General features: G+C 66.8%; 12 protein-coding genes and 1 other RNA gene. 6 read left to right on the top strand and 7 right to left on the bottom strand.

Annotation, left to right across the window (positions count from 1 at the left end; all coding sequences use genetic code 11):
- Positions 1-103 precede the first annotated feature (103 nt).
- From DESPIGER_RS07200 to DESPIGER_RS07175, 6 genes are all read left to right on the top strand, one after another.
- Positions 104-946: a hypothetical protein gene (locus tag DESPIGER_RS07200; protein WP_072334945.1), complete on the top strand. Its 843-nt coding sequence runs from the start codon at positions 104-106 to the stop codon at positions 944-946.
- Positions 947-1,269: 323 nt separating this feature from the next.
- Positions 1,270-1,782: a YchJ family protein gene (locus tag DESPIGER_RS07195; protein WP_072334942.1), complete on the top strand. Its 513-nt coding sequence runs from the start codon at positions 1,270-1,272 to the stop codon at positions 1,780-1,782.
- Positions 1,783-1,794: 12 nt separating this feature from the next.
- Positions 1,795-2,148 carry a hypothetical protein gene (locus tag DESPIGER_RS07190; RefSeq protein WP_072334939.1) on the top strand — a complete coding sequence of 118 codons (354 nt, stop codon included), beginning with the start codon at positions 1,795-1,797 and terminating at the stop codon, positions 2,146-2,148.
- Between the two features lie 104 nt (positions 2,149-2,252).
- On the top strand, positions 2,253-3,593 hold the full coding sequence (locus DESPIGER_RS07185; RefSeq protein ID WP_083575328.1) for a glucose-6-phosphate isomerase: 1,341 nt from the start codon (positions 2,253-2,255) through the stop codon (positions 3,591-3,593).
- A 72-nt stretch (positions 3,594-3,665) separates the two neighbouring features.
- Entirely contained in the window at positions 3,666-5,255 is a 1,590-nt protein-coding gene (locus tag DESPIGER_RS07180; protein ID WP_072334936.1) for an ATP-binding protein, read from the top strand.
- 180 nt (positions 5,256-5,435) lie between these two features.
- The gene (locus DESPIGER_RS07175; RefSeq protein ID WP_072334933.1) at positions 5,436-6,815 is read left to right on the top strand and encodes a sigma-54-dependent transcriptional regulator; all 1,380 of its coding nucleotides are present in this window, start codon (positions 5,436-5,438) and stop codon (positions 6,813-6,815) included.
- A 621-nt stretch (positions 6,816-7,436) separates the two neighbouring features.
- Here the strand turns inward: DESPIGER_RS07175 and ffs are convergent.
- The 7 genes from ffs to tolA form a co-directional block, all read right to left on the bottom strand.
- Positions 7,437-7,522: signal recognition particle sRNA small type (gene ffs, locus DESPIGER_RS07170), an RNA gene on the bottom strand.
- Positions 7,523-7,553: 31 nt separating this feature from the next.
- Positions 7,554-8,351 carry an amidohydrolase family protein gene (locus DESPIGER_RS07165; RefSeq protein ID WP_072334930.1) on the bottom strand — a complete coding sequence of 266 codons (798 nt, stop codon included), beginning with the start codon at positions 8,349-8,351 and terminating at the stop codon, positions 7,554-7,556.
- Between the two features lie 157 nt (positions 8,352-8,508).
- Positions 8,509-9,471 (bottom strand): D-2-hydroxyacid dehydrogenase, encoded by a 963-nt coding sequence (locus DESPIGER_RS07160; protein ID WP_072334927.1) that lies wholly within the window; start codon positions 9,469-9,471, stop codon positions 8,509-8,511.
- A gap of 211 nt (positions 9,472-9,682) precedes the next feature.
- Positions 9,683-10,150, bottom strand: coding sequence for a peptidoglycan-associated lipoprotein Pal (pal, locus tag DESPIGER_RS07155; RefSeq protein WP_072334924.1), 468 nt, complete (start codon positions 10,148-10,150; stop codon positions 9,683-9,685).
- A 214-nt stretch (positions 10,151-10,364) separates the two neighbouring features.
- A complete protein-coding gene (locus tag DESPIGER_RS07150) occupies positions 10,365-11,678 on the bottom strand; it encodes a PD40 domain-containing protein (RefSeq protein WP_072334921.1) in 1,314 nt (437 codons plus the stop codon).
- Positions 11,679-11,703: 25 nt separating this feature from the next.
- Positions 11,704-12,504 carry a TonB family protein gene (locus tag DESPIGER_RS07145; RefSeq protein WP_072334918.1) on the bottom strand — a complete coding sequence of 267 codons (801 nt, stop codon included), beginning with the start codon at positions 12,502-12,504 and terminating at the stop codon, positions 11,704-11,706.
- Positions 12,505-12,667: 163 nt separating this feature from the next.
- The gene (gene tolA, locus DESPIGER_RS07140) at positions 12,668-13,669 is read right to left on the bottom strand and encodes a cell envelope integrity protein TolA (RefSeq protein WP_072334914.1); all 1,002 of its coding nucleotides are present in this window, start codon (positions 13,667-13,669) and stop codon (positions 12,668-12,670) included.
- Between the last annotated feature and the right edge of the window lie 5 nt (positions 13,670-13,674).

Raw genomic sequence — 13,674 nt, 5'->3', positions numbered from 1 at the left:
CTCCGGAAAAGCCCGCCGCCCTCCGTCCCCGCCGCTTTGGGCCGGGGCCCGAAGCGGAGGCGGCGGGCTTGCCGGAAGGCCCCTCTTCTTCTAGACTGTTCCCATGAGCGACACCCCCCTTTCCTTCTGGCAGACATTGCCGGCCCTCAAAGAACGCCAGCGCCGCACGGGCCTGCTGGCCGCCCTTGTGCTGGGGCTGGCCGTCCTCGTCCTTGCGGACGGTCTGCAGGGCCTCATGCGGGCCGGATCCAGCCATCTGGACATCATTGCCGGGCAGGGCACCATGCTTTCCGGCCCCATCGGCATCGACAAGCCGCGGGACAGCGACCTGCTGGTCTCCGTGGCCCCGGAAGGCGCGCCGCTGGCTTTCCGCCTGGACGGCTTTTTTGCCAGCTACTGGTTCGGCAACGCCATGTGGCGCGGCGAGATCGTGGCGGAGCACGGGGCTGCCCCCGGCACCTACACGCTGAGCGTCCGGGTGCGCGGCACACCGGCCAGCGCCACGCAGCGCTACGAGATCACTGTCTGGAGCGACACCGCCAGCCTGCGCCAGGGCTCCTTTTCCCTGACCGTGTCCCTGCTGGGGTTCAACCCCTTCTGGCTGTCCGGCATCCTGGCCTGTATCGGCATCGTGCCGGGCCTGCTCTCCTTCCTGTGCGGCCGGCGCATCGTCCGCCTGCTCTGGCAGGCGGGCTTCAGCGAGGTCTTCCGCACGGCGCCCCAGAAGGACGGCAGCCTGCTGCTCTGGTGCCCGGGCTCCAGGAAGGAAGGCCCCGCCGAAGGGGCCCTGTGCGAGGTGGTGGATGCCGGCGGACGGCGGCTGGGCCGGGCCAGACTGGAGAAAAAGGCCGCCACCTGCATGGAATGGCGCCTGGCTGCCGGGGACCTGCCGGCATCCGGCCTCCCGGAAAGCTGCTATGTGCGGCTTTCCGCACCGCGCGACTGACGTTTTTCCCCTTGTGAAGGGCGCATGGAGGGGCTCCCCGGCAGGGGGCCCCTTTTCCGTCTCCTGTGGTGGCCCGGACGTGTGGCGGCCATATGCGGGGCGGTCTTTCCGGCAGGGCCATGCGCGGGGAGGTCAGGCACCGCCCGGGGTGTCCGGCAGCGGCCTGGGCGAAGGGCGGCGGGCCCGGGAACAGCGCCTGCCCCGCAAAGCGTCCCGTTCCGCCGTTCCCTGTCCCGCTTGCCGCCGGGGCGGGCATGGGCTACACTTGTCAGGCGCCGTGGCCCCCGTCATGGCAGCTGTCATAACAAGGATGAACCTGCAAGATGTCTGAACTGTGTCCCTGCGGCAGTGGCCGCCCTCTGGATCAATGCTGTGGTCCCTATCTGGAAGGCAGGGCCTGGCCCGATGATGCCGGCACCATGGTGCGTTCGCGCTTCAGCGCCTACTGCCTCGGCAAATTCGACTATCTGGTGGAGACCACCCATCCCGCCTATCGCGAAGATCTGACCGCCCAGATGCTGGAAGAGCAGACCCGTGACGTCCACTGGCTGCGCCTGGACATGGGCCCCTGTGAAAAGGACCAGCCCGAAGGCGGGAACGGCGAGCTCTTCGACACGGCCGAATTTTATGCCTACTACGAACTGGAAGGCTCCGTGCGCCAGATCGGCGAACGCAGCTTTTTCCAGCGCAAGGACGGCAAGCTGTACTATGTGGACGGCGTGGCCCGCCGCCCCAAGGCCTATCGCCGTCCCGAGCCCAAGGTGGGCCGTAACGATCCCTGCCCCTGCGGCAGCGGCAAAAAATACAAGAAGTGCTGCGGCCGTGAATCGGCCTAGGCGGGGGGATGCATGGCCAATCCCGGCCCTGTTGCCGCCATCCGGCAATTCTGTCTTGAATGTCAGGGCAATTCCTCCCGTTCCGTGCGCCAGTGCGCGGATGAGGACTGCCCCCTGTGGGGCTGGCGCATGGCCGCCATCGAAGCGGAGGGCCGCCCGGAATGGCATGGTCCCGATGCGCCGCGCCGTGCCCTGCGCGTCATCCGCGGGCAGTGCATGATGTGCGCGGGCAGCCGTGCCGACGTGCGCCAGTGCGCCGCCCGCGGGGACTGCGTGCTGTGGCGCTACCGTTTCGGCGTGCGGCCGCAGACCTACAAGGACGTGCGGCGGCGCTTCTTCGCCCCCAGGCCCCTGAAACTGTTCTGATCCCCGGAGCGGCACCGTGGTGATGCCGCTCCGGGCCCCTTTCCGGCCCTGCCGGGCCTTTCGGCTTCCCTTGCGGAAGACACCTCACCTACGGGGAGGACACCATGATGCATACGCTTGAATGGTCCCGCGCCTATGCAGGCCGCCTGCAGCGGGACGCTGCCGCTGTTTTCGCCGCGCGTGCGCCGGAACTGGCGCGCCGTCTGGAAACGGAATGTGCGCAGGGGCTGCTGCCCTTCCTGACCATGCCCTACCGGGAACGCCTGGAGCGGGAACTGCCGCCCCTGCTGCCCCGGGTCCGTGCCCGGCGCCACATGCTGGTGCTGGGCATCGGCGGTTCCGCGCTGGGCGCCCGCGCCCTGCAGCGCGCCTTCGCGCCCGGGCAGGATGGCCCCTGCCACGACGGCCCCTGCCTCTGGATCGCGGACAATGTCTGCGCCGCCACCTTCGAGAGCTGGCTGGCCAAGCTGCCGCCCCGCGAGACCACCGTGGTCTGCATCAGCAAATCCGGCGGCACCATCGAGACCCTGGCCCAGTATTTCCTCTGCCGGGACTGGCTGCGCCGGGCCCTGGGCGAGGGCTGGCACGAGCACATGATCGTGGTCACGGACCTGCACAAGGGCTTCCTGCGTGAAGAAGCCGCCCGGTACGGGCTGGATTCGCTGGAAGTGCCGGACAACCTGGGCGGCCGCTATTCGGCCCTGTCGGCCGTGGGCCTGCTGCCCGCCGCCTTTCTGGGCATCGACTGGCAGGCCCTGCTGGACGGGGCGGCCGCCGTGGCCCTGCCCCTGGCCCGGGACCCGTCCTGCCTTGCCGGGCATCCCGCCTTCCATCTGGCCTGCTGGGCCAACGCGCTGGAGAGCCGCGGCTACAGCCAGCTGATCTTTTTCTGCTATGTGCCGCAATGGGCCACCTACGGCCCCTGGTTCGCCCAGCTCTGGGCCGAGAGCCTGGGCAAGGAGGGCAAGGGCATCATGCCCGTGCCCGCCACAGGGGTCACGGACCAGCATTCCGTCAACCAGATGTTCCTGGACGGCCAGCGCGACAAGGGCTGCCTCTTCGTGACCGCCCGGGGGCTGGAGCAGGGACGGCATTTCGGCCAGGATCTGCCGGAGGCCTGGGCCTGGCTGCGCGGCAAGCCCTTCGGGGCCCTGCTGGAAGCCGAGGGCCTGGGCACGCGCATGGCCCTGTGCAAGAGCGGTGTGCCCCTGCTGCACATGGAGATGGGCGAATGCACGCCCCGCGCGGCGGGCAGCATGATGCTGCTGCTGGAAGCGGCCACGGTCCTCACCGGCTGGCTCATGGGCATCAACCCGCTGGACCAGCCCGCTGTGGAGCTGGGCAAGCGCCTGGCCAACACCCGGCTGGGGGCGTCCGGTCATCCCCGGGAGGCCGCCGACCTTGCCGCCTATCTGGCCGTGGCACAGGAGCCCGAGAGCTTCTAGGGATCCCGTTTTTTCCTGCCGTGCCCCCGGCCTGCCGTATCGGGGGCCGGGCACGGCGGACTGGAGCGTCACATGTTCAAAGGTGGCACCGCCGCAGCGGGGGCGACGGCAGAGCAGGATCTGCCGCTGAGCTATGCCCGAACGCTGTCCTGGCTCTCGCTGCTGGTCATCATGGCCACCAGTCTGGTCCTGTCGTTCTTCATCGCCAATTCGGCGCGCGAGGCCCTGCTGACACGGCAGGAGAACTTTTCCCGCCTGCTGGCCGAGAACCTCAACCACCAGATCTACCGGCGTTTCGCCCTGCCCACCCTGCTGGCCCACGGCCGCATCGCCCTGCGCCAGCCCAGCCAGTACGAGAGGCTGGATCAGGTGGTGCAGTCCGTGGTCCACGGCCTGCCCATGGAACGCCTGCGCATCTACGACTTCACGCGCGTGGTGGCCTATTCCACCAGCCGGGAAGAACTGGGCCGCATGGGCGTGGGCCCGGAAAGCCTGGACAGCACCCTGCGCGGCGGTGTGCCCAAGCCGGAGCTGATCTCCAATATCCCGGACTGGCGGGCCCTGTTCCACCTGCCCCTGCCGCCGGGGACCTTTGTCCTGCGGACCCTCTATCCCCTGCGCGGGGAGCCGCTCCAGCCCGGGGCGGAACCGCCCATCATGGGGGCGCTGGAGCTCACGCAGGACATCACCGGCGATTACGAGCAGATCCTGCTTTTCCAGGGCGTGGTGGTGGTGACCTGCCTGCTGTCGTCGGTCATCATGTTCGCCCTGCTCCTGATGCTCATCCAGCGGGCGGAGCGCGTCCTGGCCGACCGCATGGCCAAGAACCGCCAGCTGGAGAACGAACTGCACAGCAACGAGAAGCTGGTCAGCATGGGGCGCGTCATCGCCAGCATCGCCCACGAGATACGCAACCCGCTGGGCATCATCCGCTCCAGCGCCGAGCTGCTGCAGCGCCGCATGGGCAAGGCCGATGCCGGGACCTCGCGCATCCTGCAGGCCATCTATGACGAATCCGTCCGCCTGTCGCAGACGGTCAACGATTTCCTGGACTATGCCCGTCCCCGCCAGCCGCGTCAGGACCTGGTGGATCTGGATCTGGTGCTGGGCCAGGTGCTGGCCTTTCTGGAAGGGGAGCTGGGCCGCGTGGGCGTGGCCGTGGAACGGGCCACCTCGCCCGGCCTGTGGGTGCGCGGTGACAAGGACCTGCTCTACAGGGCCATCTACAACATCCTGGTCAACGGGCAGCAGGCCATGGACGGGCCGGGCATCATCCACATCAGCAGCCGCGCAGACGACGGGCGCGTGGTGCTGGAGGTCCTGGACTCGGGACCGGGTTTCGATCCGGCCCTGCTGGACAGCGTGCTGGATCCCTTCTTCACCACCAAGGACGGCGGCACGGGCCTGGGCCTGCCCATCGTCAGTTCCATCATCAACAGCCACGGCGGCGAGATCCAGCTGGAGAACGGGCCCGAAGGCGGGGCCCTGGTGCGCATCCTGCTGCCCGCGGCGGAGCCTGAGCAGCCCGAAGAGCCTGAAGCTCCGGCCGTCGCCCCTGCCACGGCGGAAGTCCAGTGCGCCGCGGCGGAAGGCGGGGAGACGGCCGCCCGGCCCGCTGCCGGCAGGGAAGGCGGGACGCCGGAGCCCGGCAAAGAGGGCTAGGCGTCTCCGTATGCCGGACTGCCGCCGTGCCTGCGGGCAGTCTGGAGCAAGAGGGTGTCGCAGGCCGGCCATGCAGGGCCTCCCGCTGGCGGGGCCGCTGGGTGGAGAATCAGTTTTTTGCGGGCAATACGGTCCTGGGCCTGATCGGAGCCGCCCCACGCCTGTATCGGGAGAAACACCATGAGTGACAAATCGCATATTCTGGTCATCGACGACGAAAAGAACTATCTGCTGGTGTTGCAGACCCTGCTGGAGGATGAAGGCTACACCGTCACCGCCATCAGCGATCCCGAGACGGCCCTGGCCTTCCTGGCCGAGAGCGAAGTGGACGTGGTGGTGACGGACATGAAGATGCCCAAGGTCTCCGGGCGGGAGGTGCTCCAGCATGTGAAAAAGAGCTGGCCCTACATCCCGGTGCTCATCATGACGGCCTTCGGCTCCATCGAAAGCGCCGTGGAGGCCATGAAATACGGGGCCTTCGATTACATCACCAAGCCCTTCTCCAACGACGAGCTGCTGCTCTCCATCCACAACGCCACGGAGCTGGCCCGCGCCCACCGGCAGTACCGTCTGCTGCAGGAAGCCATGGAAGAGCGCTACAGTGTGCACCAGATCGTGGGCCGCAGCCGCGCCATCCGCGATGTGCTGGTCATGGTGGACCGCGCCGCGCCCAGCCGCTCCACGGTGCTCATCACCGGCGAGTCGGGCACGGGCAAGGAACTGGTGGCCCGCGCCATCCATTACGCCAGCCCGCGCAAGGAAAAGCCCTTCGTCTCGGTCAACTGCATGGCCCTCAACCCCGGGGTGCTGGAGAGCGAGCTCTTCGGCCATGAGAAGGGCTCCTTCACCGGTGCCGTGGCCATGCGGCGCGGCCGCTTCGAGCAGGCCGACGGCGGCACGCTCTTTTTGGACGAGATCGCCGAGCTGACGCCCGATCTGCAGGTCAAGCTGCTGCGTGTGCTGCAGGAGCGCCGCTTTGAGCGCGTGGGCGGCGGTGAGGAGATCGAGGTGGACATCCGCGTGGTGGCCGCCACCAACAAGGATCTGGCCGCCATGGTGGAGAAGGGCACCTTCCGCGACGACCTCTATTACCGCCTGAACGTGGTGCAGATCCCCCTGCCGGCCCTGCGCGAGCGCCGGGAGGACATCCCGCTGCTGGTGGCCCACTTCATGGACAAGGTGGCGCGCGAGAACGACATGCCGGCCAAGAAGTTCACCACCGAGGCCCTCAACTATCTGAGCGGCTACGAGTGGCCCGGCAATATCCGCCAGCTGGAGAACGTGGTGGAATCCTGCATGGTTCTGGTGCCCGGTACGGTCATCGACGTGGACAACCTGCCCGCCGAGATCCGGGACGAGGACTCGCAGTTCAAGAGCGCCGTGGACCTGCTGCCCGTGCAGCTGGATCTGGCCGATACCCTGGAGAAGATCGAGGCCGCTCTCATCCGGCGTGCCCTGGTGCGCGCGGATCTGGTGCAGGTCAAGGCTGCCGAGCTGCTGGGCATCTCCAAGAGCTTGTTGCAATACAAGCTCAAGAAATACGCCATCACCGGACATTAGGCCGGGGAAGGATGTTTGCGGGGGGAGGGAAACCTTTTCGGGGAAAAGGTTCTCCCTCCCCCCGATCCCCCCACCTTTCCAAAACCTTTTATTCAGGTCCCTGATGGCTGTCGTGACATGAAGATCTTGTTGGCCTTGCTGGTCCTCCGGCAGGGCCTTTTTGTTTTTGGAGAAGGCCGTTTGAATGGAGCGTTTTGTGAGGATGATGGATGTTTTTTTTGCAGGACAGGCTGTTTCCCTTCGTGCGGGCTCTTGGGAGGCTGTTCCTATGAATTGCGGGTGGCTTGAAGCGTGCGCCAGGGCAGGGGACCGGGGCCTGGAGAGGGCGGCAGAGGGCCTGGTGCCGGTCGGGCCGATGCCGCTTGGTAGAGGACCATCAAGCCGTATTTCGTGACGCACCGGCGTCAGAGTTTTTATAAAGCGCGCTGGGGAGGGGATAGGGGCCCCTCTCACGCGAGTAACGACCGAATGGCGGCCCGAAGGGCCGTGCCCGTTAGCGACGAAGGATCTTTACGGGCATCGACAGCAGAGATGAGGGGCTCCCTTCCCCCCAAAAAGCACCTTTCCGAGACCGTTTGCTACGAACGCAAAAAGCCGCGAACGTTTCCACGCTCGCGGCTTTTGTGGGCCGGACACCCGGCAGCGGCTGTTACCGCTGCTTTCTTTCGAACCTGACGGGGTTGGCAGTGCTGCCGCCGTCCGGCTTGAGGGCAAGCTAGCCGTAAAAGGGGGGTGCTGTCAAGCCCCGATGCCCAGCAGGCGGCCTGCATTGCTGAGGATGCGCTCCACGGCATCTTCGCCAAGGCCGCTCATGGTACGCAGGCGCTCCAGTTCGTGGACGGGGTCGTAGAGCGGCCAGTCCGTGCCGAACAGCAGCCTGTCCGGGTCATGGCGGGCCAGCAGCCGCTGCAGGAGCGAGGGCGTCACATAGGGCGTGGTGCTGGAGGTGTCTATCCAGAGGTTCTCGAAGTCGCCCAGGGCCTCCAGGCTGTAGTCCCACATCTGGTAGCCGCCGAAATGGGCCCCGATGACCCGCAGGCGCGGGAAGGAGCGCATGAGGTCGGCCAGCATGAAGGGGCTGGACGGCGCCTTGTCCAGGGGATCGTCGCTGCCGATATGGATCTCGAAGACGAAGTCGTCCTGGGCGCTCTCGAAGATGGGCAGCAGGCGCCGGTCATTGAGCGCGAAGCCCTGGAAATCGGGATGGAGCTTGATGCCGCGCAGGCCGCCCGCCTTCATGCGCTCCAGTTCGTCTTCCCAGTCCACATAGGCCGGATGCAGGGTGCCGAAGCCGATGACTTCCTCGTGTTCCCGCTGCAGCTTCATGGCGTAATTGTTGGCCGGGATGACCTGCGCGGGGGCCGTGGCCGCGCAGAGGACGATGCATCTGTCGATGCCGGCGGCCTTTTCACGCTCCAGAAGGTGTTCGATGGTGCCGTCACCGCGGCAGTCGAGATGGTAGACCGTGTTGAGGTGCTCCACGGCCTTGTGGGCGATCTTGGGATGGAAGGCGTGGGTATGGATGTCGAAAAACATGATGGGCTCGGATGGCTTGTGGGGCGGAAGGCGGCGTCCCTGTTCCGGCGCGTGCCGCGGGGGAGGGGCCGGACAGGCGCTGTCTGCCGTCCCGTGGGGAGAAGGGGCACAGCCGTCGGGGCCGTGCCCGCGCCTCCGGTATTGGTTCGGTCGCTGCTCAGTCCTTCACGCCGTTGACCACATTGACGGGCGTGCCCTGCTGCCAGCGGAGGATGTTCTCGGCCGTGAGGTTGATGATGTTCTGCCGCGAACGGGCCGTGGCCCAGGCCATATGGGGCGTGATGAGGGTATTGGGCGTGTGCAGCAGGGGATTGTCCGCCGTGGGGGGCTCCTTGGCCAGCACGTCCACGCCCAGGCCGCCCAGCGCACCGCTGCGCAGGGCCTCGGCCACGGCGGCCTCGTCCAGCAGGGGGCCGCGGGCCGTGTTGATGAGGATGGCGCCGGGCTTCATGCGGGCCAGGGCCCTGGCGTTGATGATGGCCCGGGTGGCATCGGTCAGCGGGCAGTGCAGGGAGATGACATCGGCCTGCTGGAAGATCTGGTCCGTGGAGGCGAAGGCGAACGGGCTGTAGGACGGAGGGTTGCGGGGGGTGCGGCAGTTGGCCAGGACGGACATGCCGAACGCGTGCCCCAGCTCGCCCACACGGCGGCCGATGGAGCCGAAGCCGATGACGCCCAGGGTCCGCCCGCGCAGGCAGACAGGCGTGGTCTTCCAGTAGCACCAGGTGTCTTTCCATTCCCCGGCACGGACGCTGGCCGTATGTTCGCTGGTGCGGCGGCACAGCTCCAGCAGCAGGGCCCAGGCGTGCTGGGCCACGTCGTCCACGCCGTAGGCCACCACATTGCAGACGGGGATGCCGCGCGCGGCGGCATCGGCGGTATCGATGATGTCGTATCCCGTGGCCAGGACGGCCACCATGCGCAGGTCGGGCAGGCGGGACAGCGTGGCCGCCCGCAGGGGGACCTTGTTGGTGACCAGCACGTCCGCACCGGCGGCGCGCGCCGCGATCATGTCCTCGGGCGTATGGCCGTGGATGACCACCTCTCCCAGTTTTTCCAGGGGCGCCCAGCTGATGTCGCCGGGGTTGATGACGTCGCCGTCAAGCACAACTATCTTCATGTGGATCCTTGCTGCGCGCACTGCAAAACGGGCAGGCAGTGTCTGCGTGGCCTGTTGCCCGGACAGGCAGGGAAAGAAAAACGGGAAGTCCCCGGGTTTTCGTGAGCAGTGTAGCCTTAGCCGTACGGCCCCGCAAGGGGCGGCTCCCGGGCCGGGGACGAAAAAAAAGGGTCGCCCCGAAAGGCGACCCTGAAAGCCGTATGGCCGGCGACTAGTGAGCGATCACGCAGAAGTCGTCGCGGCGGTTCTGGGCCCACACGCTTTCGCCGGTACCCTGCACCGCGGGCTTTTCCTTGCCGTAGCTGATCATTTCCAGCTGGCCGGGGTTCACGCCCAGGCGGACCATGTAGTCATAGGCGGCACGGGCGCGGCGTTCGCCCAGGGCCAGGTTGTATTCCTGGGTACCGCGTTCGTCGCAGTTGCCTTCGATGCGCACGCGGATGCTGGGATACTTCTTCATCAGTTCAGCCTTGGCGGTCAGCATGTCTTTGTACTGGGGCTGAATGTCGAACTTGTCGAAAGCAAACAGCACGCGACCGTCAGTGATCTGCTGGATGGCAGCACGCATTTCGGGGCTCATGTCATCGACATCGCCGGTAGCGTCCTGGGTCTTCTTGGCGCAGCCGAAACCGGCGGCGAGGGCCATAACCAGAGCAAGGATAAGAGCGTAGCGTTTCATTGTGTGTCCTCCTGAACAGCTCTAACTCCAAAAAGGTACCTTTCCTTTCTGTACACAGCGGATGGATGGTATCCATCCGCAGAACGGATGGTATATGTGAACCAAGTTTTGTCAAGTCAGGATAGGGGGGATTCCCCTATTTTTTCCAGAAATCTGCCCGGTTTTTCCCGAAAAGCCGGGCAGGGGCCCCGGATTTTACAAAATCCGCACGCAACTACTTGCCGTCGGGCATGCCCCAGCGGGGGAACGAGGCCGCGCCGCCGCCGGTGGGCACCTTTTTGGCGTCGCCGCCGTGACGGGTGGTCAGGTAGATGCCGCGGGAGCCGCCCCGGCTGGAGGCGAAGGCGATGAAGTAGCTGTCGGCGCAGAAGGAGGGCTGCTCGTCACTGCCGGGGCCGAAGGTGATCTGGCGTTCCAGGCCGGTGACCATGTCCTGCACGAAGATGCGGTGGCCGTATTCGGTCATGCGGCTGTAGGTCACCAGGGTGCCGTCAGGCGAGAGGTTGGCCTCGGTGTTGTAGCCGCCGTTCTTGCTGACGCGGGTGATGCTGCCGGAGCTCAGGTCCTTCATGAAGATCTGGGGGCCGCCCAGACGCGAGGAGGTGAAGGCCATCTTGGTGCCGGTCTTGTCGAAGGTGGGCGAAACGTTGATGGAGTTGCCGCCTTCGAGGATGCGCTCCTTCTGGAAGCCGTGGTTCAGCAGGAAGATGACGGGGTAACGGCCGTTGGAAAGGGCCACGGCCACCTTGTTGTCGGGCGTGAAGGACGGCCCGATGACCACGTTGCCGGGAAAGCGCACGCGCTGCACGCTGCCCTTCTTGCGGTCCCATACGCCCAGGGAGTGGGATTTTTCGTCGATATGGGTGAAGACGATGAAGCGGCCGTCCGGGGACCAGGCCGGGGACATGGCCTCGCCCTTGATGTTGGTGATCTGGCGCAGGTCGCGGCCCGTGGGCTTGACCAGCCACACGTTGGCGGACAGGCGGCCGGACTTCTTGACGAAGGCCAGGGTGGAGCGGAAGAAGGCACCGCTGCCGGTCAGCACTTCGAGCAGGTCGGCGCAGAAGCGGTCGGCCACTTCGGGCAGGTCGCCGGTGCGCACCTGAGGATATTCCTTGCCGAACAGGCGGCCGCCGGTATTGGTCTCGAAGGCGCGGATCTGCACGGAGCTGGTGCCGCTGTCGCCGTGGGGCCAGTAGGTGGTGACCACGATGTCCGAACCGGCCAGCTGGAAGCGTTTGAAATCCAGGCTCGGGGGCTCGTAGCCGGGCAGCAGGGTGCCGCCCAGCACGGAGGAGGCGGGCGTCAGGCGCATGAAGGGCAGGAAGCTGAGGTTCTCCTCCACCAGCTTTTGCAGTTTGGCGCCCATGCCGCTGGCCTGCTTCTGGGGACCGGTGAGGGGCGCGGCCAGGGCGAGGTTCACGATATTCTGGCCGGGGCCGTAGATATCGACACGCATGGCGGCCTGGGCGGCGCTGCCCAGGGACAGCGTGACGGCCAGGGCCAAAAGGATGGCAAGACGTTTCATGGCGTAATGGTCCTTGTGGTGGTGTCTAGCGCACCAGAGTTAGGGTGACGTTCACAAATCTGCCCACAGCCGCGGGCGGGGGGCTGACCTTTCCTGCCCGGCGTATGCCCTGCCGGACATATCTGTCAAGCAGCTCGCTGCCGCTGCTCTGCAGGAGGCTGTGATTGAGGATCTTCCCCGTGGCGTCCAGCTCCAGGCGCACCGTGGCATAATAGGTACCTTTGGCCAGTTCTGCGGGGATGTAGGTGGCATCGCGCAGCTCCCTGACCAGCTTGCGGAAATAGGCCGCGTGGCCGGGGCCGTAGGCGTCCTGGGCTTTCAGCGGCGTGGTCAGGGTGGCGGGCTTGCTGTCCAGCGTGACGGGCCCGCTCCTGTCCTCCGGCGCGGCAGCAACGGCAGGCGCGCCGGCCCCGGAGGCCTTGCGGGCGGCCTGGCGGCGGCTGATGCCGGAAAGGTCGGCCATGCCGCCCTGCCAGAAGGTCAGGTAGACGTCCTGGCTCATGCCGTAGGGCGGCTTGCCCAGGTCCGCGGTCTTCATGACCGCGCTGCAGACGGAATCATTGAGGGCCTGGCTGGCGGACTTTTCAAGATAGCCGCAGCGCTCCACCTTGCCTTCCGCGTCCACGCGCACCACGATGCGCACCTTGCCGCGGTCGGCCGGGGCGGCCCAGTTGGCCAGGATCTTGGCCATGGCCTCACCGGCGTAGCCGTTGGCCACGTCCGCGGCGGCGGCGCCCGCGGCCCGTGCGTGCAGCGGTGCCAGGCACAGCAGGAAGACCGGCAGCAGGGACAGGAGGGCCGCCGGGCGGGAAAGGGTTCGTTTCATGTGACCTCCATGAGGGCATACAGGGGCATGACGGCGCAGCCCGCAGGCGGCGCTCCCGGCGCAACGCAACGCCGGAGGGATCGGGGGGACCGGTCCCGGCGGGCAGGATCCCCAAGACGGCAAGGCGGCCGTACCACCGGGCACGACCGCCTTGACGGACCGGCTAGCGGCCCATGAGTTCATTGAGGGTGAAGACAAGGTCCAGCTCGGTGTACTGTTCCGACGGCGGCGGCGGGAAGGCCCCCGCCCGGCTGGTGCGCCAGATGGCGTTGGCCGCCGAGGAGTCGTACTGCGCGTTGCCGGAGCTTTGCGTCACGTCGACTTTTTCCACCTCGCCCTGCAGGTTGACCTTGACCCGGACAACGCAGACCAGGTTCAGGCGCGTGGCGGAGGTGAAGCTCCAGTTGGGACGCACGGCAAGCATGACCTGGCCCATGTAGACGTCGTTGAGGCCACCGCCGCCGGGGCCGTCGCCCTCGCCGCCGCCACCGCCGCCATCGCCGCCGGCATTGCGGCGGGCCTGGGCCAGGGCCTGTTCCACGCTGCTGCCCCTGTCCCCGGATTCGACGCGGGAGGTGGCCTCGCGGCGGGCCTGTTTCATGGCCGCGGCCACGGGGTCGCCCTGGGACGGCTTGTCGGCCTTTTTGTCGGTCTTCTTGTCATCCTTGGGCGTGGACTTCTTGTCGTCCTTCTTCTTGTCGTCCTTCCTGGGCTTTTCGGGCTTCCTGTCGTCGTCCTTTTTCTTGTCCTCTTTCTTTTTCTTGTCTTTTTTGTCGGCCACGGGGGTGGCGTCCTTGGGTTCGGGCTTGGGCTTGGGCTTGACCTCCGGCTTGGGCTCCGGCTTGTGCTCGACCCGGGGCTCGGGCTTGGCCTCCACCGGGCGGGCCTTGTCCGCCGTGGGGTCGGCCTTGACCTCCGGCCGTTCGGGCGCGGCCGCGTCGGCCTTTTTGGCCGGGGGCGAGACGTCCTTGGGGCCGTCCGTGGGCTTGCCCATCTTGCCCAGGATGCTCGAGGGCGTGCGGTTGCCGCCCGGAGCGCCGTCCACCAGGCTGATCATCACCGGCGGCGTCTCCAGGTTCACCGGCGGCGAGCTGGGCCAGAACATGATCAGCAGGAAGACCGCCAGATGCAGGCAGAGGGAAAGAAGATACGAGGCCCAGTTCATCGCTG

Source organism: Desulfovibrio piger, from assembly GCF_900116045.1.
In the GTDB taxonomy this organism is placed as follows: domain Bacteria; phylum Desulfobacterota; class Desulfovibrionia; order Desulfovibrionales; family Desulfovibrionaceae; genus Desulfovibrio; species Desulfovibrio piger_A.
This window is presented reverse-complemented; position numbering and strand designations above follow the sequence as displayed.